Annotated in this window: 22 protein-coding genes; 16 read left to right on the top strand and 6 right to left on the bottom strand. The window is 67.4% G+C overall.

Annotation, left to right across the window (positions count from 1 at the left end; genetic code table 11):
* Positions 1 to 84 precede the first annotated feature (84 nt).
* The gene (locus tag ADBZ6K_RS24240; protein WP_526351500.1) at positions 85 to 1,626 is read left to right on the top strand and encodes a PTS fructose transporter subunit IIC; all 1,542 of its coding nucleotides are present in this window, start codon (positions 85 to 87) and stop codon (positions 1,624 to 1,626) included.
* A gap of 117 nt (positions 1,627 to 1,743) precedes the next feature.
* Positions 1,744 to 2,115 carry a hypothetical protein gene (locus ADBZ6K_RS24235; protein ID WP_526351498.1) on the top strand — a complete coding sequence of 124 codons (372 nt, stop codon included), beginning with the start codon at positions 1,744 to 1,746 and terminating at the stop codon, positions 2,113 to 2,115.
* Between the two features lie 68 nt (positions 2,116 to 2,183).
* On the opposite strand, the gene ADBZ6K_RS24230 is transcribed toward ADBZ6K_RS24235, so the two are convergent.
* Positions 2,184 to 2,891, bottom strand: a complete 708-nt coding sequence (locus tag ADBZ6K_RS24230) for a VOC family protein (protein WP_526351496.1) — start codon at positions 2,889 to 2,891, stop codon at positions 2,184 to 2,186.
* A gap of 172 nt (positions 2,892 to 3,063) precedes the next feature.
* Between ADBZ6K_RS24230 and ADBZ6K_RS24225 the strand changes: the two genes are divergently transcribed.
* On the top strand, positions 3,064 to 3,564 hold the full coding sequence (locus ADBZ6K_RS24225; protein ID WP_526351494.1) for a pyridoxamine 5'-phosphate oxidase family protein: 501 nt from the start codon (positions 3,064 to 3,066) through the stop codon (positions 3,562 to 3,564).
* A gap of 21 nt (positions 3,565 to 3,585) precedes the next feature.
* Here ADBZ6K_RS24225 and ADBZ6K_RS24220 read toward each other — a convergent pair whose 3' ends face one another.
* The 4 genes from ADBZ6K_RS24220 to ADBZ6K_RS24205 form a co-directional block, all read right to left on the bottom strand.
* Entirely contained in the window at positions 3,586 to 4,005 is a 420-nt protein-coding gene (locus ADBZ6K_RS24220; RefSeq protein ID WP_526351527.1) for an EVE domain-containing protein, read from the bottom strand.
* 65 nt (positions 4,006 to 4,070) lie between these two features.
* Positions 4,071 to 4,379 (bottom strand): hypothetical protein, encoded by a 309-nt coding sequence (locus ADBZ6K_RS24215; protein WP_526351492.1) that lies wholly within the window; start codon positions 4,377 to 4,379, stop codon positions 4,071 to 4,073.
* 333 nt (positions 4,380 to 4,712) lie between these two features.
* On the bottom strand, positions 4,713 to 5,474 hold the full coding sequence (locus ADBZ6K_RS24210; protein ID WP_526351490.1) for an ABC transporter permease: 762 nt from the start codon (positions 5,472 to 5,474) through the stop codon (positions 4,713 to 4,715).
* Between the two features lie 163 nt (positions 5,475 to 5,637).
* The gene (locus ADBZ6K_RS24205) at positions 5,638 to 5,931 is read right to left on the bottom strand and encodes a WhiB family transcriptional regulator (RefSeq protein WP_526351488.1); all 294 of its coding nucleotides are present in this window, start codon (positions 5,929 to 5,931) and stop codon (positions 5,638 to 5,640) included.
* 376 nt (positions 5,932 to 6,307) lie between these two features.
* Here ADBZ6K_RS24205 and ADBZ6K_RS24200 point away from each other — a divergent pair, with 376 nt between their 5' ends.
* The gene (locus tag ADBZ6K_RS24200) at positions 6,308 to 7,039 is read left to right on the top strand and encodes a transcriptional regulator (RefSeq protein WP_526351486.1); all 732 of its coding nucleotides are present in this window, start codon (positions 6,308 to 6,310) and stop codon (positions 7,037 to 7,039) included.
* Positions 7,040 to 7,054: 15 nt separating this feature from the next.
* Here ADBZ6K_RS24200 and ADBZ6K_RS24195 read toward each other — a convergent pair whose 3' ends face one another.
* The gene (locus ADBZ6K_RS24195) at positions 7,055 to 8,497 is read right to left on the bottom strand and encodes a MinD/ParA family ATP-binding protein (protein WP_526351484.1); all 1,443 of its coding nucleotides are present in this window, start codon (positions 8,495 to 8,497) and stop codon (positions 7,055 to 7,057) included.
* A gap of 514 nt (positions 8,498 to 9,011) precedes the next feature.
* On the opposite strand from ADBZ6K_RS24195, the gene ADBZ6K_RS24190 reads away from it, so the two are divergent.
* The 12 genes from ADBZ6K_RS24190 to eccD all read left to right on the top strand — a co-directional run bounded on the left by ADBZ6K_RS24190 (position 9,012) and on the right by eccD (position 23,107).
* The gene (locus tag ADBZ6K_RS24190; protein ID WP_526351482.1) at positions 9,012 to 9,854 is read left to right on the top strand and encodes an ESX secretion-associated protein EspG; all 843 of its coding nucleotides are present in this window, start codon (positions 9,012 to 9,014) and stop codon (positions 9,852 to 9,854) included.
* 12 nt (positions 9,855 to 9,866) lie between these two features.
* The gene (locus ADBZ6K_RS24185) at positions 9,867 to 10,358 is read left to right on the top strand and encodes a YbaB/EbfC family DNA-binding protein (RefSeq protein WP_526351480.1); all 492 of its coding nucleotides are present in this window, start codon (positions 9,867 to 9,869) and stop codon (positions 10,356 to 10,358) included.
* Entirely contained in the window at positions 10,351 to 12,072 is a 1,722-nt protein-coding gene (gene eccA, locus ADBZ6K_RS24180) for a type VII secretion AAA-ATPase EccA (protein WP_526351478.1), read from the top strand. Before ADBZ6K_RS24185 ends, eccA begins: the two co-directional genes overlap by 8 nt.
* A gap of 3 nt (positions 12,073 to 12,075) precedes the next feature.
* Entirely contained in the window at positions 12,076 to 13,548 is a 1,473-nt protein-coding gene (gene eccB, locus ADBZ6K_RS24175) for a type VII secretion protein EccB (RefSeq protein ID WP_526351476.1), read from the top strand.
* Positions 13,545 to 15,776 (top strand): type VII secretion protein EccCa, encoded by a 2,232-nt coding sequence (eccCa, locus tag ADBZ6K_RS24170; RefSeq protein WP_526351474.1) that lies wholly within the window; start codon positions 13,545 to 13,547, stop codon positions 15,774 to 15,776. The genes eccB and eccCa overlap by 4 nt, the downstream gene beginning before the upstream one ends.
* Entirely contained in the window at positions 15,773 to 17,566 is a 1,794-nt protein-coding gene (gene eccCb / locus ADBZ6K_RS24165) for a type VII secretion protein EccCb (protein WP_526351472.1), read from the top strand. Before eccCa ends, eccCb begins: the two co-directional genes overlap by 4 nt.
* 141 nt (positions 17,567 to 17,707) lie before the next feature.
* Positions 17,708 to 18,001, top strand: a complete 294-nt coding sequence (locus tag ADBZ6K_RS24160; RefSeq protein ID WP_526351470.1) for a PE domain-containing protein — start codon at positions 17,708 to 17,710, stop codon at positions 17,999 to 18,001.
* A 26-nt stretch (positions 18,002 to 18,027) separates the two neighbouring features.
* A complete protein-coding gene (locus tag ADBZ6K_RS24155) occupies positions 18,028 to 19,368 on the top strand; it encodes a PPE family protein (protein WP_526351468.1) in 1,341 nt (446 codons plus the stop codon).
* Between the two features lie 93 nt (positions 19,369 to 19,461).
* Positions 19,462 to 19,761 (top strand): WXG100 family type VII secretion target, encoded by a 300-nt coding sequence (locus ADBZ6K_RS24150; protein ID WP_526351466.1) that lies wholly within the window; start codon positions 19,462 to 19,464, stop codon positions 19,759 to 19,761.
* Positions 19,762 to 19,790: 29 nt separating this feature from the next.
* Positions 19,791 to 20,078, top strand: coding sequence for a WXG100 family type VII secretion target (locus tag ADBZ6K_RS24145; RefSeq protein ID WP_526351463.1), 288 nt, complete (start codon positions 19,791 to 19,793; stop codon positions 20,076 to 20,078).
* 90 nt (positions 20,079 to 20,168) lie between these two features.
* The gene (locus ADBZ6K_RS24140) at positions 20,169 to 21,581 is read left to right on the top strand and encodes a MinD/ParA family ATP-binding protein (protein WP_526351461.1); all 1,413 of its coding nucleotides are present in this window, start codon (positions 20,169 to 20,171) and stop codon (positions 21,579 to 21,581) included.
* Entirely contained in the window at positions 21,578 to 23,107 is a 1,530-nt protein-coding gene (eccD, locus tag ADBZ6K_RS24135) for a type VII secretion integral membrane protein EccD (RefSeq protein ID WP_526351459.1), read from the top strand. The genes ADBZ6K_RS24140 and eccD overlap by 4 nt, the downstream gene beginning before the upstream one ends.
* Positions 23,108 to 23,112 lie beyond the last annotated feature (5 nt).

The raw sequence follows: 23,112 nt of genomic DNA, 5'->3' as shown, positions 1-23,112 counted from the left end.
TCTTCCTTGTGCGAGCCGGAACTCGCGCCCCCACCTGCTTGAGAACCACCCGAACGATCGACACGAGAAAGGCTCTTGACGCAGATGAGATTTGTTGCCGTCACATCGTGCCCCACAGGCATCGCGCACACCTACATGGCCGCAGAAGCACTGGCTCTCGCCGCCGAGGCGGCCGGTCATGACATCACGGTCGAGACGCAGGGCGCCATCGGAGCCGATCCGATCGATCAAGAGGTCATTGCCGCCGCCGATGCCGTCATCTTCGCGGCTGATCTCGAGGTCAAGGACAAGGCGCGCTTCAGCGGTCTCCCCTCGGTCGACGTGGGTGTCAAAGCCGCCGTGCACGACGCCAACGGACTCATCGAGCAGGCCGTGGCCGCAGCGACTGCCGCCGAGTCAAGTGGTGGATTGAAAAGCGTTTCCGCCCAAACCATTTCGTCACCGACCATCCGTAAGGCCGGCGCCGGAAGCAGAATCCGCCAGTACCTGATGACCGGCGTGTCCCACATGATCCCGTTCGTCGCCGCCGGCGGCCTGCTGATCGCCGCCGGATTCCTGATCGCGACGGTCGCTTGGCCGAGCGACGGGGTGGTGGCCGTGACCAAGGTGGTGGACGGCAACGATCCTGCCGCGTTCACTTCGTGGGTGACCGCGCAGTTCGGCTTCTTCTCGCTGCAGTCGTGGGCGGTGTTGCTCTTCTGGATCGGCAAGTGGTCCTTCGCTTTCCTGGTTCCCGCGTTGTCGGCCTATATCGCGTACGCGATCGCCGACCGGCCCGGCATCGCCCCTGGTTTCGTCGGCGGGTTCGCCGCGGGCCTGATGGGCACCGGCTTCCTTGGCGGCATTGTCACCGGCTTCCTTGGCGGCTTCCTGGCACTGTGGATCTCACGGTGGAAGGTGCCCAGCGGTGTCCGTGGGATCATGCCGGTGGTGGTGATCCCGCTGCTGTCGGTGGCGATCACCTGCATCGCCACCGTGCTGGCGGTCGGCCCCCCGGTCCGCTGGATCAACGAAACCCTCACCGACACACTGAATTCCATGAGCGGCGGCAGCGCGGTTGTCCTCGGGATCGCGCTGGGCCTGATGCAATGCTTCGACCTCGGTGGCCCCGTGAACAAGGTCGCCTACGTGTTCGCCACCACCGGCCTGGTCAACGCCACGTCGACGGCCTCGGCTCCAGCGCACATCATGGCAGCGGTGATGGCTGCGGGCATGGTGCCGCCGCTGGCGATCGCGCTGGCCACCGTGCTGCGCCCAAATGTGTGGACCAAACAGGAGCGCGAGGCCGGCAAGTCCTGCTGGCTGCTCGGTGCGTCCTTTATATCCGAGGGCGCAATCCCCTTCGCTGCAGCCGATCCCATCCGGATGATCCCGTCATTCATGCTCGGCGGTGGCGTGGCCGGCGGCCTGATCATGGCGTTCGGCGTCGGCCAGCTGGCACCCCATGGCGGGATATGGGTGCTGCCGCTGATCGGTAAGCCGGTGCTTTTCGTCGCGGCGCTCGTCGCCGGCTTCGCTACATCGGCGATTGCCGTGCTCGTCGCTAAGCAATTCGGCACCCGGAATGTCGCTGCCGCTGGGGAATTAGGCCCGAATGCGGCCGTTGCCAGCCCGTCAGGTGTCTAGCTTCTGGCGATCGACTGACGGTGCCTGGCCGCCGCACAACGGAGTGCGAGAAGGCTCGTGTACTGACGGCACCACGGACTCCAACGGGCTTGTAGACATGGAAGGACCTCGGAGAGCATGAACGAATTCGACACGAGAGCAAAGGGTGCCGTTTCGGCACAGGACGGTCGGGTCATCGCGCAGAAGCCGATGCCGGGTGGTGAGCACGACTTGGCGTGGGATCTGGTGGAGCACAGCCGATCCTTGCTCACCGTCTCCGAACTCAACGGCGTTTTCGTCAAGCTGGGTACAGGCGACAACATGGATGTCATCGATACCGTGCTGAAAGCCGTGGTGCGGGCTCAGGCCACGGTTCCATGGCATCTCACACATCGACTCCGTCGCTGGGCCGCTGCTTACCAAGGACACCAGGGACAGCCTCGACTGTGGCATCTTGTCGACAGAACTGCTCGGGCTACTACGGTGGTCACCGCCCAGACCAGTAGCTGAGCCCGCTCCGTGCAAAGCGGAGACACTCCGCCAACAGTTGCAAGTGAAGTTGTTTGATTCCCCGCGCCTCAGGGCGCCGTTACCCGTCGCACACAGAACTCGTTGCCTTCCGGATCCGTGAGCATCGGGCCGTCGCCGTGCCAGCCCGTCACGGGTGTGGCGCCTGCACTGTTCAGTCGATCCACCGCGGCGGGTACGGCTTCGTCGACGGCCAGGTCGAGGTGCACCCGGTTCGGGTGGCGCTTGGTGTCGCCGACGCGGATGAACTCGACCCAAAAGCCGCCGTCCTGCCGAAGTGAGGCATACACTTCATGCTCGCGCGCCACGGGTAGTCCCGTTGCACGAGACCAGAACTGTGCCTGTGCAATGGGATTCAGCGCATCGATGACCACCGCGGCCAGGCGTCCGATGCCCAGGTACTGGTCGCGGGGTTCGAGGACGCAGAACTCGTTGCCTTCGGGGTCCGCCAGCACCACCCATGGAGCGTCCACCTGCCCGACGTCGATGAGTGCCGCACCCAAGTCCAGAGCGCGCTGCACCAGCGCCTCCTGATCGCTCCGCGACGTCGTCGCCAGGTCGGGATGCAACCGGTTCTTCACCGGCTTCTCGCCCGCGGACAGTCGGCTGAACACCAGGCGGCCCGACGCGCCAAGGGGGATGTCGGCGTCGTCCTCGCCGGATCGCCCGGTCGGGCGCTCCAGCATCTGGGACCAGAACCGCGCCAGCAGTGCTGGTTCGGCAGCGTCAACGATCACATCAAGGACACCGGCGCTCATGAACCAACCGTAACGATGCCGTCCGACATCGGTCCGGCCCCCCGAAACGGATGCCGGCGATTGCGACGGCAGTCGCGGTTCTATGGTGGTCTGGCGGCCGGATACGGCGCACCGCGAGCGATTTTGAGGCAGTGCTCCAGTAGATCGCGGGGGAGGGGAGAGGTGCTCACACGTGGCGAAGAACCAGCGCGCGGCGATTGTGATGTCCGGCGACGAGGTCGCGGGGTTCATCGAGCGCAGCAGGACAGCCACGCTGGCCACCGTCCTGCCCAGCGGTAGGCCGCACCTGGTCGCCATGTGGTACGCCGTGCTCGACGGTGAGATCTGGTTCGAGACCAAGGCCAAGTCCCAGAAGGCCGTCAATCTGCGGCGCGATCGCACGGTGACGGTGCTGATCGAAGACGGCCAGACCTATGACACCTTGCGCGGCGTATCCATCGACGGGCAGGCTGAGATCGTCGACGACGCGGATGTGCTTCTGCGCGTGGGGATCAGTGTGTGGGAGCGGTACTGCGGCCCCTACACCGACGACATGCGGCCGTTCGTCGATCAGATGATGAACAACCGGATCGCAGTGCGGGTGGTGCCCGACCGGGTACGCAGCTGGGACCATCGCAAGCTGGGACTCCCGTCGATGCCGCCGGGCGGCAACACGGCTCGATACCTGGTGTGAACCGCTACTGCGACCGGCGCGTCACCGATCGGCCGTCATGGCGGAGCGGATGACCGCGAGGTCGTGATCGTCGATCTGAAAGACTCCGAATCGGAACTTGTAGCCCCAGCGAGATTTGTCCTCGATGAACCCGAGCTCGTCGATCAGCGGTCGGATCGGCGTCTCAATGCATTCGAGGAAGTCGACGTTGCGCCGCCAGGGTTGGACGTCGGGGGACAGGTCGGCCCGGTAGGGCTCGTCGTCGGCGATCTGGCCGATCGCGGTGAACGCTTGCAGCGGTGGACCATCGGGGTAGATCGTTCGCGGGGAATAGAAGACGATCCAGTCGTCGCGGGCCATCCTGCGCAGCATGTGGGGCTTGCCGTGGTTGGCCTGGGTGAATCGTCCGAGCACACCGCGTTGGACGTGATCACGGCTGACGGTGTTGATCCAGTTGGTCATCACGTCACGGTAGGCGTCGGGTCCGACATCGCCGCGCTGCACGGACGACGACTGCGCGCTCGGCACTACCCGTATGTGAACGTCACCACGGCCTCGTTGCCGCCCCGGCACGTGACGTCATCGCCAGTCCGCACGCAGCCCATGGTGTAGGTCTTGTCCGTGACCGGGCTGTAGACATCGATCTCCACGGAATCGCCTGGAACGGAGAAGTATTCGTGGCGAACATTCAAGGCGAACGGGCAGGACGCGGATTCGGCGAAGACGCCGTCACCGCAGTAGTCGTCGGCAAGAGCGGGGGCGGTGGTTGATATGGCAGTTGCTGTGACTGTCGCGGCGAGAATTCCCACCAGCGCCGTCGGGTTCCGAGGGATCATCGGAGTTCTCCCCTTCTCAGTCGGGCTCATCTGGAATCGCAGCGTAGGTTGCGCGGCGGCAGGACCGCCCGAGTAGCCGGGTACTCCACTGTCGACGTGCGGCGTGCCCGGCCCTCGGGTAGAGCGCGCCGCCCGAAACGCGATGACGACCTGGATGGAGACGCCGAAACCCCGTCGTCCACGCGGCGAGGGCTCGAAGAGCCTGGGGGACGGTGCCGCCATGACGCCTCACGGCGCGGAGTCGCTCGAAGCGACGATTCTCAGTTGGGGCCCGGGGCATGCCCGGCACCGTCGGGATCAGCAACGGCCGGCGCGGGCCGGTTATTCCGCCGGTCAGCCGGGAAGGGACGGCAAAGACCGCGCGATCACACCCCGCGCCACCAGCTCCGCGGTCAACGCGACGCCGCAGGACTGCGACAAGAGCAGCGCGATCAGCACGAGCACCTGGACCGCACCCGCCTGGGTGGCCGACCCGGTGCTGAGCAACACACCGACGAACGCGCCTGGCAGTGCCACGAGTCCCGCCGTCCGCGCCTGATCGAGGTTGGGCAGCAGCGCGTCAGCCGTCGATCGCTGGATCACCTCCATCCGCGAATCCCGCTCAGTGAAGCCAAGACTCAACGCGGCATCGACCTCGCCTGCGCGCTGACTCAGCGAGTCCAGCGCCCGCCGGGATGCGACTGCCACCGCCGTCATCGTGCCGCCGAGGATGATGCCGAAGATCGGGACGACTGCGACGCCCGTCGTGGGTACCACCCCGGTCAGCAGCAGTAGTGGAATCACCGCGCCCAGGCCAAGGGCCAGCGCTGCCGCGACCCACCACGACCCCTTGCTGGCCTGGCTACGGCGGGCGGCGGTCACCGTCGCGACGACGAACATGACGACGAGCACGAGGATCGACGACCACCAGCGGGACATCGCGGCCGTGAGCACCGCCGCGACCGCCGCCAGCTGTATCGCGGCGCGGACGGCCGCGCGCGGCACCGTCCATAGCGAGCCCAGCTGGGCGAGCCGGTAGAGCGCGGCGGCCGCCAGCGTCATGACCGCGCACACGACGACCAGCCCCGGGCCCAGCACCGCTGATGAATTGCTCACCGAACCAGTGTCCGATGCGCGTGATCTGAATTGCTCCTCGCGTGCGCGTGATCTGAATTGCTCCTCGCGTGCGCGTGATCTGAATTGCTCCTCGCGTGCGCGGATGCCAGGGTGAACGCCCTTCCGCCGCCGTCCCCTCCACGGCGGCGAAAGGGCGTGGCTTTTAAGCGGACTCCGGGAACACCCGGCGGGTCGCGCCTACGGTGTAGCCGTTGCGCTCGGCAAGAGAGCGCAGCTGACGGAGCGCGAAAGTCCGGCCGCGACCGGATTCGGGGATGACGATGCCTGCCCACAACCCTTCGGCCCTGGGCAACTCGCAGGCGTCCCTGGCGCACATCCACCTGCGCGGGCAGGCCCGGCAAATCGCCTTGGCTTGCTCGTCGGCGGTGCTGGTCCACCGCTCGGGATCTCGTGTGCATGCCCCGACCGGCGTCTCCAGGTGGGTCCCTGCGCTCATGGTCAATACTCCTTCGCCGACGCTTGCGGGCTGTGCGCCGCGCGCTGCGTTGAAACCTACAACATCAAACCGTAGCGATGCAACAGTTACTGCTACGGCGATGCGGATAAGCTCCGTAGCGCGCGTCCACGGGTCTCAGAGGGACTCCGCGGTTACAGCTGCCGTGAACAGCACAGACTGCGCATATCCAGGGTGCAGGGCGCCAGGGGGTGCCGATAGGAACCGTAGCGTTGGCTCGGTTTAGGGCCTACCTAAAACCGATGCATCGACACGGAAGTAGGTGCCACCCGGAGCGCGAATCCATAGCGCCACACGTTGCAACGGTTAGGATTGCGGCGATCAAACGACCGCCGCCAAACTTCAGGAACCGCCCGAGATGACCGACGTCGAGTCCGGCGATGAGACGCTCGATGCGCTCGATCCCGGGGTGGTGCGCGCCGGGGCCGCCGCTGCCGCGCGACGCCGGGAACTCGACATCAGCCAGCGCAGCCTGGCCGCCGACGGGATCATCAACGCCGGCGCGCTCATCGCGTTCGAGAAGGGCCGCAGCTGGCCACGCGAGCGAACCCGGGCCCGGTTGGAGGAGGTGCTGCGGTGGCCGCCGGGAACGTTGACGCGGCTACGCCACGGCGATCCCACCGCGCGTGGTGAATCCACCGGACCGACTGCCAAGGACGACGAGGTACCGCTCATCGCGCAGGCCGTCGTCGCCGCCGTGAACACGCTGGCCGCGGCCACCGACTCGCTGCCACCTGTCGGCGCACCGGAATTCACACCTCGCGTCACCGCCATCCTCGCGGATCTGCGCCAACTCGAGGCCGTCGCCGCCCGGGCGGCGCGCATCGCGAAGTTGACTCCGGCACTGATCAAAGCGCTCAGCGCGGTGCGGGGCCGACTGGATCAGCTGGCGTTGCTCGCCGCAACGGCGCCCAATGCCACACTGGGCCAACGGCTTTACGCGGCGCGACGCCGAGCCAACCTGACGATCGCCGAAACCGCCCAAGCTGCAGGCGTTTCCGAGGGCACGATCATCAGCGCCGAGGAGGAACAAGCCGTTCCCGCCGATCAGGGACTCGCCATCGAAGCACTGATCGAGCAGCTCGACTGAATGTCCCCGCGAGTGTCAGCGACGTTCCAGCGCGCGATTGTCGTGCGCGGGAAAGTGTTCGGCCAGCGCGGCGGCGACCTCCAGGAAACGCCGCCTGGTCTGCGGTGACATCCCCGTGGCCGTGTCGATCACCCCGCCGGGCCGCAGATGGCCGTCGAACGGGACCTCCACCACCGCCTGCCCCTGCCCGGCAAACTGCCGGGCCAGGAGGGCCTTGGTCTTCTTGTCGGCGTGCCCGTCCGAGTCGTTGAGGACGACGACGGTGCGCTGCAGCAGCCCGGTCATGCCCCGGTTGGCCAACCAGTCCATCGTTTGACCAGCGGCCGCCGCACCGTCGACCCACGGTGAGGACACGACCAGCAGGGCGTCGAGATCGCGCAGCACCTCCTGGGTGACCGGGCTGTCCATCGTCGAACTGCAGTCGATGATCGAGATGGTGAAGTGGCGGTCCAGCCGCGAGGTGGCCTCGCGGTAGATCGCCGGGTCGAGCACCCGACGGCGCGCCGGCGTCGCCTCCCCGGCGAGCACGAACAGCCCGGCGGAGTTGTGCCCGACCCGGCTGCGGACGTCGGCGAAGGTGTCGAGGTGCCGGTCGGAGGCCAGCTCCCAGTACGAACCCTGCGCCCGCGGGTCGACCCGGCTGCCCAATTTTCCGAACGCGGTGTCGGCGTCGATGGCGACGACCCGGTCGTCCTGGCGGAGTTCGGCGAACACCGAGCCGACGCTGGCCGACACCGTGGTCTTGCCGACGCCGCCTTTGCCCATCACGCCGATCTTGTAGTGTCCGCGCAGCACGCCGCGGATCGTGGCCTCGAGCTCGGCCTGGCGCAGTTCGTCGGCGGAGGGTCCGGCGTTGATCAGCCCGAAACTGGCCCGGTAGAGCAGTCGCCGCCATCCGCCTGCGGGGGATGTCTTCCGCGCCGGGACGAGGTCGGTGGCCCGGATCCGGTCGGCGTACGAGCCAGGGGCCGGCCCAGCGTTCCCGCGTTGCCCGTACGTGCCGGGGTGCAACGACCCGGCGGGAGGCTCGCCCTGTTGAGGCGGCGGCGTGGGCCGCGGTGCACGCGGCGGTTGTTGCCAGCCAGGCGGTGGGCCCCAGGGCGCCCCCTCGGGTCGGCTCGGCTGTGCCGCATGCCGGGCATCGTGGCGTCCCGGTTGCGGGGGCGCGTGCGGCTGGGGCGGCGCGTAGTGATGCGGCTGCGGGGGAGTGACGTAGGGGGTGGGCTCCCGGAAGCTGCCGCGCGGGCGCTGCGGATCCCGAAACGACGACGGCGCTTCCAGACCGGTCGGCGGTACGGCTCCACCCACATCGGACACGGGCCCGCGAGCGGCGGGCTCGCCAGTGGGAGCGGGGTCGGGCTGCCCGGTCACGGTAGGCCCGGTGTCCGGGTCGGACACATCCTGAGAGGAGTCGGGCCAGCCGAGCTCCCTACGCGGGGCGTCGTCGCGCTCGGTCACTGCACTCTCACCTCTGAACACACCTCTGACAACCTCTGAAAATCTCTGAAAACCTCTGAAACTCGGACCGGCCGGATATCGGCCGCCTCCCAGTATCAACCAACGCTGACGCGAGTCCATAGTCGCGCCCGGGTAGCAAAGGACCGCCCGCATCTACGGCGCCGCATCGGTCATCTGCTGGCGACGCGAGCTTCGTCCGCGGGTATGAAGCGATGCACCCCGCGGTCTGCGGCACAGCCACAGTTGGTGATTTGTATCACACATAGCTGAGTTCGCTTAGAGCGCATCAGTATCAGCTCTACCTCGTGACTAGTCCTTAATCAGGCAGTAGCTGATGGTTGTAAGCACATCTGGATCCCGGCGACAACTTTGGTGGTTGGGACGGGTTCTCATCGCTGGTACGCTCTCTTCCGGCAAAGGGGCTCACTACAGGGGGTTGACGGATGACGGGGGTCTGGGCAAACGCTCGTGCGACGTCGCGCGTCGTGATGTACCGCCGGACGGGAGCGCGACCATGATGGTCGGCCACACCATCAGGCGGCCCTCCCACTTCGACGATGTGGTCGCCGTCGAGGTCACCATCGACGGCATGCTCGTCATCGCCGACCGGCTGAACATGTCCGACTTCCCGCCTGCGCTTGGCATCCGGCTGAACATCCCGCAGCCCGGCCTGCGCCAGCTGGTGTGGGAGCAGGTCTCCCGCGATCTGACGGAGCAGGGCGTGCTGGACATCCACGGTGCGCCGCACCCCGAGGTCGCGGCCATGGTCGACACCCTCAGCCGTCCAGACCGGGTATTAGAAGGCCGGTGGTGGCGGCGCGACGTCGGCGGCACGATGGTGCGGTTCGTGGTGTGCCGCAAGGACGATCGCCATGTCGTCGCAGCCCGCGACGGCGAGATGCTGGTGCTGCAGCGGGTGGCAGCGCAGGTCGGTCTTGCCGGCATGGTGACGACGGTCCTCGGGTCCGCCACTCCTGCCCCCGTCGAGCCGCTGACGGGTGTGGCCGGGAAGCTGGCCGAGTGCCGCACAGCCCATCAGCTGCAGCGGCACGGCATTTCGCCCGCCTCGGCCCGCACCTACGCCGACATCGTCGGCGACCCGACGAGCTGGGTGGAGATCACCGCCACCGAACGCCATCCCGGCGGCACCAGTACGACGGCCGACGTCGCCGCCGGGGTGCTGGATTCGCGGCAGGGACGCATCGTCTCGATCCCGCGCCGGGTGAACGGCGAACTGTACGGCAGCTTCCTGCCCGGCAGTCAGGACAACCTGCAACGCGCACTCGATGGACTGGTCGAATTCCTGCCGTCGGCAACCTGGTTCGAGTACCGCGACACGGACAGTTCGCACGGCTGAGAGAGGCATCAGATGGTGGAAAACACTCCGCCACACGATCCGGGGGATGCGGACGACGATTTGGCGGCGCTGGACTACGGACCGTCCGCAGGCGAAGAGGCCGGGTCGGATCTCGACACGCTCGACGATTGCGGCGCAGACGAGCTGCCCGACGAGGACGGCGGGCCTCCCGTGCCGGTTTTCACCGTGACCAATCCGCCGGGAACCGTTGCGGTGACCACCTTTTTGGACGGCCGCGTCCAACACATCGACCTCACACCGAAAGCGACCGACATGACCGAAGCCGATCTCGCCGAGGAGATCGTCGTCATCGCGGGTCTGGCGACTGACGACGCTCGATCCGCCCAGTACCTGGCCATGCTCGAGGGTATGCGTCGGCGGGGCCACGACGACGGATTGACTCGCGACTTCCTCACCCGCGACCTGGACCTACCGACACCCGAAGAATCGGACGCGCGTCGGGCCGAGGTGTTCGCGACGAGATATGCGAGCGACGATGAGTGAACATCTGGCCGGACTGTTCGGCAGCGCGGTGGGGATGCTGACCAGTTCACCCGCCCGCTCGTTCGAACTGTTCTCCGAGATCACAGCGATGGACGAATCCGCCTGTGACGCCTGGGTGGGACGGATCCGATGCGGTGACACGGACCGGGTGACGATGTTCCGTGCCTGGTACTCCCGCGGCAACTTCGGTCAATTGGCCGGCGCGGCGGAGGTCTCGATGAACAGTGTGGGAGCGCGGATCCCGATCGGCGGTCAGTTCGGAGACATCACCTATCCGGTCAACGCCCCGTTGGCGATCACGATGGGTTTCGCCGTCAACGAGGCCTCGATGGGCAACTATGCCGACGCGATGGAGGCAGTCGACGGCGTCCAGTCTGGCGGTGCCGAACATCTGGTGGCGTGGGCCAGGGCCGTAATCTACGGCGCGGCAGACCGCTGGACCGACGTCATCGACGAAGTCCGCGGTGCGGGCGGCTGGCCGGACAGGTTCCTCGCCGCCGCCGCCGGAGTGGCGCACGGTGTCGCGGCGGCCAATTTGGGCCTGTTCACCGAGGCCGAACGCAGGCTGACCGAGTCCCACGCCTCCCCGGCGGGGGAGGCCTGCGCACCGGCCATCGCGTGGTATCTGGCGATGACCCGGCGCAGTCAGGGCAACGAACACGGTGCCGCCGCGCTGCTCGAGTGGCTGCAGGCGTCTCACTCAAATGCCAAGGTTGCTGCCGCGCTGAAGGATCCGGGCTATCGACTGGAAACGACGACGCCGGAAAAGATCGCCTCGCGAAAGGACCCCTGGGATCCGTCGAGTTCGGTCGTCGACACCTCCGGGCGCGAGAAACTCCTGGCCGACGCTCAGGCCGAACTGGATCGTCAGATCGGGCTGAACAGGGTGAAGGACCAGATCGAGGCATACCGGGCGGCCACGCAGATGGCCAGGATCCGCGCCGCACGTGGCATGAAGGTGGCGCAGACCTCCAAGCACATGATCTTCGCGGGTCCGCCCGGCACGGGTAAGACCACGATCGCCCGCGTGGTGGCCAACATCCTGGCCGGTCTGGGAGTGATTGCCGAACCGAAGCTCGTCGAGACGTCGCGGCGAGACTTCGTCGCCGAGTATGAGGGTCAGTCGGCGGTCAAAACCGCCCGCACCATCGATCGCGCGGTGGGTGGGGTGCTGTTCATCGACGAGGCCTACACGCTGGTGCAGGAGCGCGACGGACGTGCCGACCCCTTCGGCACGGAGGCATTGGACACCCTGCTGGCCCGAATGGAGAACGACCGCGACCGGTTGGTGGTGATCATCGCCGGCTACGCCGCCGACATCGACAGGTTGCTCGAGACCAACGACGGCCTTCGGTCGCGGTTCGCCACCCGCATCGAGTTCGACTCGTACTCACCGGATGAGATCGTCGACATCGCCAAAGTCATTGCTGCCAGTACGGATTCCGCGCTGGACGACGACGCCGCCAAGCGGGTGCTCGATGCGGCGTCGCTGCTGAGCACGCGCACGCTGAACGGCAAGCCGGCGCTGGACATCGCGGGCAACGGGCGGTACGCGCGCCAGCTGGTGGAGGCCGGCGAGCAGAGCCGTGACATGCGGCTGGCCCGGTCGCTGGACTTCGAGAGCCTCGACGTTGAGCAACTCAGCCAGATCACCGGCGACGACATGGCGTCGGCCATCGGCTCCGTCCACACCCGCCTGAACGTCAGCGAGTGACCGATGGCGAGTTTCCGGCTCACCACCAAGGTTCAGGTCAGCGGCTGGCGTTTCTTGTTGCGCCGTGTCGAGCACGCGCTCGTGCGCCGGGATACCCGGATGTTCGACGATCCGCTGCAGTTCTACAGCCGGGCGGTGTCCACCGGCATCGTCATTGCCGTGCTCGTCTGCCTCGGTGCGGCGCTGCTCGCCTACTTCAAACCGCTCGGAAAGCGGGGCGGTGACAGCCTTCTCGTCGACCGGAGCACCAATCAGCTCTATGTCGTGATGCCGGGTAACGGCCAGTTGCGTCCGGTCTACAACCTGACGTCGGCGCGGTTGATCCTCGGCAACGCCGGCACACCCGTCGCGGTGAAATCGGCTGAGCTCAACCGGATGCCGAAGGGCCAGTCCATGGGTATCCCCGGCGCACCGTACGCCACCCCGGTGGGAGCGCCCGAGTCCATGTGGACACTGTGCGACACCGTGGCCAAGCCGGACAGCGCGGTCCCGACCGTCGAGACGTCGGTGATCATCCGCCGCCTCGCCGTCGACTCCACGGTCGGTCCGATGCAGCCCGACCAGGGGATGCTGGTGTCGCACCAGGGCGACACCTGGCTGGTCACGAGGGACGGCCGCCATTCGATCGATCTTGCCGACCGGGCCGTCACCTCTGCGGTGGGGATCCCCGTCACCGCACGGGCGACGCCGGTCTCGGAGGGACTGTTCAACGCGCTGCCCAACGCCGGGCCGTGGCAGCTGTCCCAGATCGCCCGCGCGGGTGAGCCGAATTCCGTCGGCCTGCCGCCGAATCTGGTGATCGGTGCGGTGGTCCAAACCATGACCGAGTCGGGTGAGCGGTACTTCGTGGTCCTCGCCGACGGCGTGGCGCGGGTCAACGCCACCACCGCCGCCGCGTTGCGCGCCACCAACTCCTACGGGCTCATCTCGCCGCCGTCGGTGGAATCCAGCGTGGTGGCCAAGATCGCCGAACAGGTGTACGTGTCGCCGCTGCCGGATACGCCGCTGACCATGTTGCTGCGGGAGGACGCGCCTGCGCTGTGTTGGTCCTGGCAGCGCGAGCCGGGCGAGCAGTCCCCGAAGTCCACGGTGATCGCCAGCCGTAAGTTGCCGCTGCCGTCGTCGGCGCTGGGTACCGGCATCCGTCAGATCGGCGGCGACTCAACGGTGTACATCGAGAGCGGCCAGTTCATCCGACTGCAGTCGCCGGACCCCCGATATGGGGAGAGTCTCTACTACATCGATCCGCAGGGCGTGCGTTACGGGGTGCCCGACGAGCAGACGGGCGCCAACCTCGGTCTCGCCGGACCGATCACCGCACCGTGGCAGGTGGTGGGCCTGCTCGTCGACGGTCCGGTGCTGTCCAAACCGGCCGCCCTGCTCGAACACGACACGCTGCCACCGGATCCCAACCCACGCAAGGTGAATGACGACGGCACCGCGCAACCGGCCAGTGCCGCCGGAGGCGGCTCATGACGACGAAGAAGTTCACCCCGATCGTCAAGCGGGGACCACGCCTGACGCCCGGTGAGATCACCGTCACCCCGCCCGACGACTTGGGCGTGGAGATTCCACCCTCGGGCATCCAGCGGGCGCTGCCGTGGGTGATGGGCGGCTGCATGCTGGGGATGATCGCGATCATGATCTTCACCGGCGTTCGCCAACTGTCGCCGTACATGCTGATGATGCCGCTGATGATGGTCATGGCCACCGTCGGATTCATGGCGGGCGGCGGATCCGGCGCCAAACGGGTGCCCGAGATCAACGCCGACCGCAAGGAATACCTGCGGTACCTGTCCGGTCTGCGCACCCGGGTGACGTCGTCAGCGGCGGCGCAGGTGGCGTTCTTCAATTACCACGCACCGCATCCCGACGATCTGCTGTCCGTCATCGGGACGAACCGGCAGTGGTCACGACCTGCCAACGCCGACTTCTACGCCGCGACGCGGATCGGCCTCGGCGCCGAACCGGCCGTCGACCGTCTGCTCAAGCCCTCGGTCGGCGGCGAACTCGCCGGGCCGCAGGCCGCACCGCAACCTCATCTTGAGCCGGTCAGCCACATGTGGGTGACGAAGTTCCTGCGCACCCACGGGCTCATCCACGACTGCCCGAAACTGGTTCAGCTGCGGACCTTCCCGACCATCGCCATCGGCGGTGACCCGGCCGGCGCGGCGGCCCTGCTGACGGCGATGATCTGTCACCTTGCGGTGTTCCATCCGCCGGACCTGCTGCAGCTTCGGGTGCTCACCGACAACCCCGAGGATCCGGATTGGGCGTGGCTGAAATGGCTTCCCCACGTTCAGCATCAGACCGACACCGACGCGGCGGGCGCGACCCGGCTGGTGTTCACCCGGCCCGATGGGTTGAGCGACCTCACCGCACGCGGGCCGCACACCGCCGACGCGATCCCGAGCGGACCCTACGTCGTGGTGGTGGACCTGACCGGCGGCCGCGCCGGGTTCCCGTTGGACGGGCGCGCCGGGGTCACCGTCATCACGCTGGGCAACCATCGCGGCTCGGCCTACCGGATCCGCGTCGCCGAGAACGGCACCGCCGATGACCGACTGCCCAACTCCAGCTTCCGCCTGGTGAGCACCACCAGCGACCGGATGACGGCGCAACAGGCGGCTAGGGTGGCGAGAAAGCTTGCCGGATGGTCGATCACGGGGACGATCATCGACAAGAACGTGCGGGTGCAGAAGAAGGTCGCCACCGAATGGCACCAGCTCGTGGGCGCGCAAACCGTCGAGGAAGTCACCCCGGCGCGGTGGCGGATGTTCACCGACACCGACCGCGACCGGCTGCGGATCCCGTTCGGCCATGAACTCAAGACCGGCGAGATCATGTACCTCGACATCAAGGAGGGTGCGGAGTTCGGCGCCGGTCCGCACGGGATGCTGATCGGCACGACGGGTTCGGGCAAGTCGGAGTTCCTGCGCACGCTGATCCTGTCGCTGGCCGCCACCCACCACCCCGATCAGGTCAACCTCCTGCTGACGGACTTCAAGGGCGGGTCCACATTTCTGGGTATGGAGAAGCTGCCGCATACCGCGGCGGTGGTGACCAACATGGAAGAGGAAGCCGAACTGGTCAGCCGGATGGCTGAGGTGCTCTCCGGCGAGCTGGACCGCCGTCAGTCGATCCTGCGCCAGGCGGGTATCCAGGTCGGTGCGGCGGGCGCGTTGTCCGGCGTCGCCGAGTACGAGAAGCATCGTGAGCGCGGGGCCGATTTGCCACCGCTGCCAACGCTTTTCGTGGTCGTCGACGAGTTCGCCGAACTGCTGCAGAACCACCCGGACTTCATTGCGCTGTTCGACCGGATCTGCCGGGTCGGCCGGTCGCTGCGCGTGCATCTGCTGCTGGCCACCCAGTCCCTGAACACCGGCGGCGTGCGCATCGACAAACTGGAGCCGAACTTGACGTACCGCATCGCCCTTCGCACCACCAGCTCGGCCGAGTCCAAGGCGGTGATCGGAACTCCCGAGGCGCAGTACATCACCAACAAGGAAAGCGGCGTCGGGTTCCTTCGGGTGGGTATGGAAGACCCGGTGAAGTTCCACAGCGTCTACACCGGTGTCAACTATGTGCCCTCGACGCCGGCCGCCGACGACGGCGAGGCGAAGCCGCGGACGCACGTCCAGAGCGGCGTGCGTATTCACCGGTTCACGGCGGCGCCGATCCTGGATGCGACGGTGACGGCATGAGCGCGCCGACCGAACAGCGGGTGCTGCGAGAGGTGGTGCTCAACCAGCTGACCACCGGTGACATCCGGGCCTATCGAATGTGGTTGCCGCCGTTGACCGCTCCGACACCGGTCAATGAGCTGGTCGAGAGGGACCAGTTGCGTGCACCGTTGCGTTTCGGGCTGGGCATCATGGACGAGCCCCGCAGGCACCGCCAGGAGGTGTGGGGCATCGACGTGTCGGCCGCGGGCGGAAACATCGCGGTCGGTGGTGCCCCGCAGACCGGGAAGTCGACGTTCCTGCAGACGCTGATCCTGTCGGCGGCCGCGACACACACCCCACGCCAGGTGCAGTTCTACTGCGTGGATCTCGGCGGCGGCGGACTGATGTATCTCGAGGATCTGCCGCATGTCGGTGGAGTGGCGACCCGGTCGGAGCCCGACCGCGTCAACCGCGTCGTGGCGGAGGTGAAAGCCGTTCTGCGCCAGCGTGAAGCTGCGTTCAAGCAGCATCGGGTCGGTTCGATAGCGGACTACCGCCAGATGCGCAACGACCCGAACGACCCGGCGGCCGCCGACCCGTTCGGCGACGTGTTCCTGGTGATCGACGGCTGGCCGGCGTTCGTCGCCGAGTTCCCCGATCTGGAGCCCGTCGTCCAGGATCTGGCTGGGCAGGGGCTGGCCTTCGGTGTGCACACGGTGATCTCGACGCCGCGGTGGACGGAGCTCAAGTCGCGCGTACGCGACTATCTGGGGACCAAGGTCGAATTCCGCCTCGGCGACGTCAACGAGACCCAGATCGACCGGATCACCCGCGAGATCCCGGCGAACCGCCCCGGACGAGGCATCTCGCTGGAGAAGCACCACCTGATGATCGGCGTGCCCAGGCTGGATGGCGTGCACAGCGCCGACAACCTGGTTCCCGCGATGTCGGCTGCGGTACACCACATTGCGGCCCGCCACAGCGACCAGGCGCCGCGGGTGCGGGTGCTGCCGGAACGGATCCATCTGCGTGAGCTCGATCCCAGCCCGCCGGGGCCAGACGCCGATTACCGCATGCGGTGGACGGTGCCGCTTGGTGTGCGTGAATCCGATCTGACGGTGGCCTACAACCCCATGCACAGGACGCCGCACCTGCTGATCTTCGGCGCCCCGAAGTCGGGCAAGACCCGTATCGCACACGCTGTGGCACAGGCGATCTGCTCACGTAACAGCCCGTCTCAGGTGCGGTTCATGCTCGCCGACTACCGCTCGGCTCTCTTGGACGCGGTGCCCGAAAGCCATCTGCTCGACGCCGGAGCCGTCAACCGCAATCACGCTGCCCTGGAGGCGTCCATCAAGGCGCTTGCCACCAACCTGCAGAAGCGGTTGCCGCCTCCGGACCTGACCACCGCCCAGCTGCGGGCCAGGTCGTGGTGGAGCGGGCCCGACGTCGTCCTGCTCGTCGACGACTGGCACATGATCGTCGCCGCGTCGGGAATGGTGCCGCCGATGGCGCCGCTGGCTCCGTTGCTCCCCGCGGCTGCGGACATCGGCCTGCACATCGTGGTGACCTGCCAGATGAGTCAGGCCCACCGCGCCACGATGGACAAGTTCGTCGGCGCGGCGTACGGGGCCGGGACGCCGACGCTGTTCCTGTCCGGGGAGAAGACCGAGTTCCCCTCCAGCGAGATCAAGCTCCGTAAGCGTCCCCCGGGCCAGGCCTTCCTGGTCTCCCCGGACGGCAAAGAGGTCATCCAGGCGGCGTATGTCGACCCCCCTGACGATCAGCTGGACGAACAAGTGTTAGGAGCATCACCCGCGGGCAGCTAGTATCTACTGAGGAGTACAGCAACGCTGATTGATGAGCGCTAGCAAACTACCTGGGGGAGTGACGCACGAACGCCGGCCGTGGCGGCCAAGGGCTTCGTGCGCCCTAGATCAGCCACATCGAAATCGAGAAAGGTAGTGCAGATGGAACCGATGACGCACAACCCCGGAGCCGCAGGAATCGGCGCCCAGGTCGTCGCCAACGCCGCCCGCGGGATGGTCGGGGGCGACGCCGCTTCCGCGGCGGTGACCGCGCTGGCGCCCGCCGGTGCTGACGAGGTGTCGGTGCAGGCGGCACTCGGCTTTGCCAGCGAGGGTGTCGAGGCAGTGGCCGTGAACACGTTCGCTCAGGAGGAACTCACCCGAGCTGGTGCGACATACGTCGAGATCGCCGGAATCTACGAGGCCGTGGACGCCGCGAACGCCGGCACCCTGTAGCCAACCGAGCCGACCCCACCACACCAATGCCACCACTGGTACCCATCACCTTTCCGACCTGGCACGGGATGCCGCCGGAACTCAACACCGCACGGCTGATGGCCGGCGCGGGTGTTGCGCCGATGATGCAGGCGGCCGTGGGGTGGGAGACGTTCGCACTGCTGCTGGAAACCCAGGCCGACGAACTGGCCGCCAGCCTGGCGGCGCTGACGTCGGTGTGGACAGGCACAGCGAGCGAGCGGGCCGTCTCAGCAACCATGCCGATGGTGATATGGCTACGCACCGTATCGGCGCAGGCAATGAAGCGGTCGATGCAGGCTGTCGCGCAGGCCAACTCGTACTCCCTGGCGATGGCAACGACGCCACCGCTGCCGGAGATCGAGCAGAACCACATCACGCACGGTGTCCTGGAGGCGACCAACTTCTTCGGCGTCAACACGGTTCCGATTGGCGTCAACGAGATGGACTACTTCGTGCGGATGTGGAATCAGGCCGCCGGCGCCATGGACGCTTATCAGGCCGAGACCACCCTGAACACCTTGTTCGAGCCCATCGTGCCGATGAAGCCGATTGTGATCCCGGGCGTGGGGGAGGGTGCGGCGGCCGCGGCGTTGGGACAGGCCGGGGCGCGGGCGCCGGGCGCGGCAGTGCGCAATGCGGCGATCGCGCACGTCAGTTCCCAGGCGAAGCTGGAGTCGGTCGGGCTGAACGCCGGGCGGGCCACCGCCCAGGGGAACATGGTCGCGCAACGGGCCGAGGGGCAGGTGAGGAAGGCCGAGAACCTCGCTGAACAAGCCCAACCGCAGAACCAGATGGCTCAGCAGGGTGTGCAGATGGCCACGCAGATGGCGTCGCAGCTCGGATCCACGCTGGGACAGCTGCCCCAGCAGGCCGGTCAGATGTTGATGCAGCCGATGCAGCAGCTCACCCAGCCACTGCAGCAGGTGTCGTCGCTGTTCGGCCAGATGGGCGGTCTGGACGGCGCGGACAAGGGTGGTGCGCAGATGGGCCTGATCGGCGCCAGTCCTCTGTCCAACCATCCGGCGCTCGGCGGCTCGGGCGCGAGTGCCGGCGCAGGGCTGGTGCGCGCCGCTTCGCTGCCCGGTGCCGGTGGTTCCTCACCACGAACGCCGTTGATGACCAACCTCATTGGCGGCGGCGAACCGACGGTGGCACCGGTGGCAGTCGCCGCGGGGGCGGCGGCGGGCGCTGCGGCGGCGGGGTTGGCACCCGTCGGAGGCGGTGCCGGTGGGATGGGCCCGATGGGAATGATGGGCCAGCGGGGGAAGGGCGGTGGCAACAGGCCGGGGTTGTTGGCCCCGGCCCCGCTCGATCACGACCTGGGCGAAGACGACGACGACTGGTAAGTCGCCAGGTCATCACAGACTTTCCGGTCCGGGGGGCCGGGGGGACTCGCCATGCAGTGGTGAGGACACAGGAAGAGAAGGAACAGATCCAGAATGGCAATGAATACCGATATTGCTGTCCTCGCCAAGGAGGCCAGCAACTTCGAGCGAATCTCGGGCGAGCTCCAGGCGGTCAAGGCTCAGGTCGAGTCGACGGCAGGCAGCCTCGTTCCGCAGTGGCGGGGCCTCGCGGGCGAGGCCGCTCAGGCGGCGCTGATGCGTTACCAGGAGGCTGCCCTGGCGCAGGTCCAGGCGCTCAACGACATTTCGGCCAACATCCACACCTCGGGCACCCAGTACGGCTCGACCGATGAGGATCAGCAATCCACGCTGACCTCGGCGATGCACCTCTGACCACAAGACAACGGAAACGGAGTTAGGACATGACTGAACAGGTTTGGAATTTCGCGGGTATCGAGGGCGGTGCCGGTGAGATCCAGGGCGCCGTCGGGACCACCGCCGGACTGCTCGACGAGGGCAAGGCCTCACTGGGCGCGCTCGCCGCGGTGTGGGGTGGCACGGGCTCGGAGGCCTACCAGGCGGTGCAGATGCGCTGGGACAACACCTCGGCGGAATTGAATGCGGCACTGCAGAATCTGGCGCAGACGATCAGCGAAGCCAGTGCCACGATGGCACAGACAGAAGCCGGCGTTACCGGGATGTTCGCCTGACACGAGCGGGCACGAAGGTGGACGGGCACACCGTGATCCGCGGATCCGTCCACCTCGCGCACGTCGTGAACCAACTTTTGAGAGGTACCGATGTCGGCCGACTATGACCGGCTTTTCCACTCCTCCGGCGATGCTGTGCAGTCGGCCGATGAGGAGTCTACGGACGCTGAACGCGACATGGTTCTGTCCGCATCCGTCCCGGCCGGTGGGCCCTCGGGGGGTGAGGTGGCCCCGCCACCCATGCCACCCATGCCGGCCGCCCCGACCAGCAGGATTCAGCATGCGACAGCACCGGTTCGGCGGACGTCGGAGGGCACCAGCCGGATCCCTGCCTCGCCCACCCCGACGCCGCAGCGACCGGTCAACGGGATGATGCGCGTGCCCCGGGCGGCCGTGCCCCATGGTGCGCGCTACGAGCAGCCACGGTCCGCACCTGCGCCGATGCCGCGTCAGGCGCCCGCGCCCGCCCCTACCCAGCACTTCGCCGAGCCCGCAGCCGAAATGGCCGGCGACGGGGGACCTGGGCAGATGGTCCACCCGTCGGCGCCCACCTCGGCGGCGGCCATGGGCAATCACCGGGCGATCGACGCGCTGTCGCACGTCGGCGTGAAGTCGGCGGTGAAGATGCCCTCGCAGCGGGGCTGGCGCCACGTCCTGTATCTGCTGACGCGGATCAACCTGGGCCTGTCGCCCGACGAGCTCTACGAGATCGACCTGCATGCGCGCATCCGGCGAAATGCCCGCGATTCCTATCAGATCGGCGTGTTCGGGCTCAAGGGCGGTGTCGGTAAGACAGCGGTGACCGTGGCGTTGGGATCGGCGATGAGCCGGGTGCGGGGCGACCGAATCCTGGCCGTGGACGCCGATCCGGATGCGGGGAACCTCGCCGATCGCGCCGGACGGCAATCGGCCGCGACCATCGCCGACCTGCTCTCGGACCACGATCTTTCCCGCTACAACGACATTCGTGCCTACACCAGCATGAACGGAGCCAACCTCGAGGTGCTCTCGTCGGAGGAGTACAGCGGGGCACGCCGTGAGTTCAACGACGACGACTGGACGGACGCGACCAATATCGTGTCGCGCTACTACAACCTGGTGCTGGCCGACTGCGGCGCGGGACTGTTCCAGCCCGCGGCGCGAGGTGTGTTGTCGACGGTGGCGGGACTGGTGATCGTCGCCAGTGCGTCAATCGACGGAGCGCGGCAGGCCGCCGTCACGATGGACTGGCTGCGCCAGAACGGGTACCAGGACCTGCTCGCCCGGTCCTGCGTGGTGATCAACCACGTCGTGCCCGGCAAGCCGAACGTCGACGTGGCAGATCTGGTGCAGCAGTTCGAACGTCACGTGCCCGCGGGCCGAGTCATCGTCCTGCCGTGGGATAAGCACATCGCCGCCGGCACCGAGATCCAGTTGGAACTGCTCGGCAAGACGTTCCGGCGACGCATCGTCGAACTGGCGGCCGCGTTGTCTGACGACTTCGACAGGCTCGAACGTCGTTGACCGCCGTCGTCGCCCCATCAAGCACGTCGAGCGTCGCACCCGGCAGGCCCTCGACCACCCGGGTGACCGTCCTGACCGGTCGGCGCATGACCGACCTTGTACTGCCTGCATCGTCGCCGATTGAAACCTACATCGACGACACGGTGTCGATGCTGGCAGAGCTGCTCGACGACACGCCCAAGGATGTGCTGGCCGGCTTTGACTTTGGTGCGCAGGGTGTTTGGGCATTCGCACGGCCCGGCGCCCCGCCGATCAAACTCAGCGAGTCCCTCGACGCCGCCGGTGTCGTCGACGGGACGCTGCTGACGTTGGTGTCGGTGAGCCGCACCGAACGGTACCGGCCGTTGGTCGAGGACGTGATCGACGCAATCGCGGTCCTCGACGAGTCGCCCGAGTTCGATCGGACGGCGCTGAACCGGTTTGTGGGCGTGGCCATTCCGGTTGTCGCTGTGGCGATCACCGCACTGGCACTGGTGTCATGGTCGGACACCGGCCGAAGCCTCTGGTGGACTTTGGCGCTGGCGGTGTTCGGTCTGGGACTTCTGGGCGGGAGCATGCTCGCGCTCAACCGGTACGCGAGCCCGGGCATGTCCGAGAGCCTCCTGGTCGCAGCGCTGCCCGTGCTGGCGGGTGCGGCGGCGCTCGCCGTTCCGCTGCCCGATGGGATTGACGCGCTGGGGGCACCGCAGATCGCCGGTGCCGGTGCGGTGGTGCTGCTGTTGAGTCTGGCCACGCGCGGCGGGCCACGCGGGCGTGCTGAGATCGCGGCGTTCATCGCAGTGACGGCCACGGCGGTGACCGCGGCCGCGATCGCCTTGGGCTACGGCTGGGGCTATTGGGTACCCGCCGGTGCGGTGGCGTTCGGCCTGATCGTGGTGACAAACGCCGCCAAGCTGACGGTGGCGGTGGCACGGATTGCACTGCCGCCCATCCCCGCGCCCGGCGAGTCGGTGGCCAACGACGAACTGCTGGACCCGATCACGGGCCCCGACACCGGCGACGAGGAATCACCGACGTGGCAGGCGATCATCGCGTCCGTGCCCGATTCGGCCGCACGCCTGCATGAACGCAGCCTCCTGGCGAAGAAGCTCTTGATCGGATTTCTCACCGCCGGTGCACTGGTGCTGGCGGTCGGGGCGATGTCCGTGGTGGTGCAGGGGCACTTCTTCGTGCACAGCCTCATCGTGGCCGGTCTGGTGACGGCGGTCTGCGGCTTCCGGTCACGTCTGTACGCCGAACGATGGTGCGCCTGGGCTCTGTTGGGGGCGGCGGTGGCAATTCCCACCGGCGTCGCGGCGAGGCTGGTGCTGTGGCATCCGGGGCAGGCCTGGCTGGTGCTGGCTCTCTACGCGGGGTTGGCGGCGGTCGCGCTCATCGTCATCGGCGCGACGGACGGTGTGCGCCGGGTGTCGCCGGTGACCAAACGTATCCTCGAACTGCTCGACGGTGCGACCATCGCAGCGGTGATTCCGTTGCTGCTGTGGATCGCCAGCGTGTACGACGTCCTGCGGAACCTGCGCTTCTAGGGGGC

Source organism: Mycobacterium sp. (genome assembly GCF_044223235.1).
In the GTDB taxonomy this organism is placed as follows: domain Bacteria; phylum Actinomycetota; class Actinomycetes; order Mycobacteriales; family Mycobacteriaceae; genus Mycobacterium.
This window is presented reverse-complemented; position numbering and strand designations above follow the sequence as displayed.

Coding starts and splice junctions, on each gene's coding strand:
- ADBZ6K_RS24240 (WP_526351500.1), top strand. CDS start 85: ATGAGATTTGTTGCCGTCACATCGTGCCCCACAGGCATCGCGCACACC.
- ADBZ6K_RS24235 (WP_526351498.1), top strand. CDS start 1,744: ATGAACGAATTCGACACGAGAGCAAAGGGTGCCGTTTCGGCACAGGAC.
- ADBZ6K_RS24230 (WP_526351496.1), bottom strand. CDS start 2,891: ATGAGCGCCGGTGTCCTTGATGTGATCGTTGACGCTGCCGAACCAGCA.
- ADBZ6K_RS24220 (WP_526351527.1), bottom strand. CDS start 4,005: ATGACCAACTGGATCAACACCGTCAGCCGTGATCACGTCCAACGCGGT.
- ADBZ6K_RS24215 (WP_526351492.1), bottom strand. CDS start 4,379: ATGATCCCTCGGAACCCGACGGCGCTGGTGGGAATTCTCGCCGCGACA.
- ADBZ6K_RS24205 (WP_526351488.1), bottom strand. CDS start 5,931: ATGAGCGCAGGGACCCACCTGGAGACGCCGGTCGGGGCATGCACACGA.
- ADBZ6K_RS24200 (WP_526351486.1), top strand. CDS start 6,308: ATGACCGACGTCGAGTCCGGCGATGAGACGCTCGATGCGCTCGATCCC.
- ADBZ6K_RS24190 (WP_526351482.1), top strand. CDS start 9,012: ATGATGGTCGGCCACACCATCAGGCGGCCCTCCCACTTCGACGATGTG.
- ADBZ6K_RS24185 (WP_526351480.1), top strand. CDS start 9,867: ATGGTGGAAAACACTCCGCCACACGATCCGGGGGATGCGGACGACGAT.
- eccA (WP_526351478.1), top strand. CDS start 10,351: ATGAGTGAACATCTGGCCGGACTGTTCGGCAGCGCGGTGGGGATGCTG.
- eccB (WP_526351476.1), top strand. CDS start 12,076: ATGGCGAGTTTCCGGCTCACCACCAAGGTTCAGGTCAGCGGCTGGCGT.
- eccCa (WP_526351474.1), top strand. CDS start 13,545: ATGACGACGAAGAAGTTCACCCCGATCGTCAAGCGGGGACCACGCCTG.
- eccCb (WP_526351472.1), top strand. CDS start 15,773: ATGAGCGCGCCGACCGAACAGCGGGTGCTGCGAGAGGTGGTGCTCAAC.
- ADBZ6K_RS24160 (WP_526351470.1), top strand. CDS start 17,708: ATGGAACCGATGACGCACAACCCCGGAGCCGCAGGAATCGGCGCCCAG.
- ADBZ6K_RS24155 (WP_526351468.1), top strand. CDS start 18,028: ATGCCACCACTGGTACCCATCACCTTTCCGACCTGGCACGGGATGCCG.
- ADBZ6K_RS24150 (WP_526351466.1), top strand. CDS start 19,462: ATGGCAATGAATACCGATATTGCTGTCCTCGCCAAGGAGGCCAGCAAC.
- ADBZ6K_RS24145 (WP_526351463.1), top strand. CDS start 19,791: ATGACTGAACAGGTTTGGAATTTCGCGGGTATCGAGGGCGGTGCCGGT.
- ADBZ6K_RS24140 (WP_526351461.1), top strand. CDS start 20,169: ATGTCGGCCGACTATGACCGGCTTTTCCACTCCTCCGGCGATGCTGTG.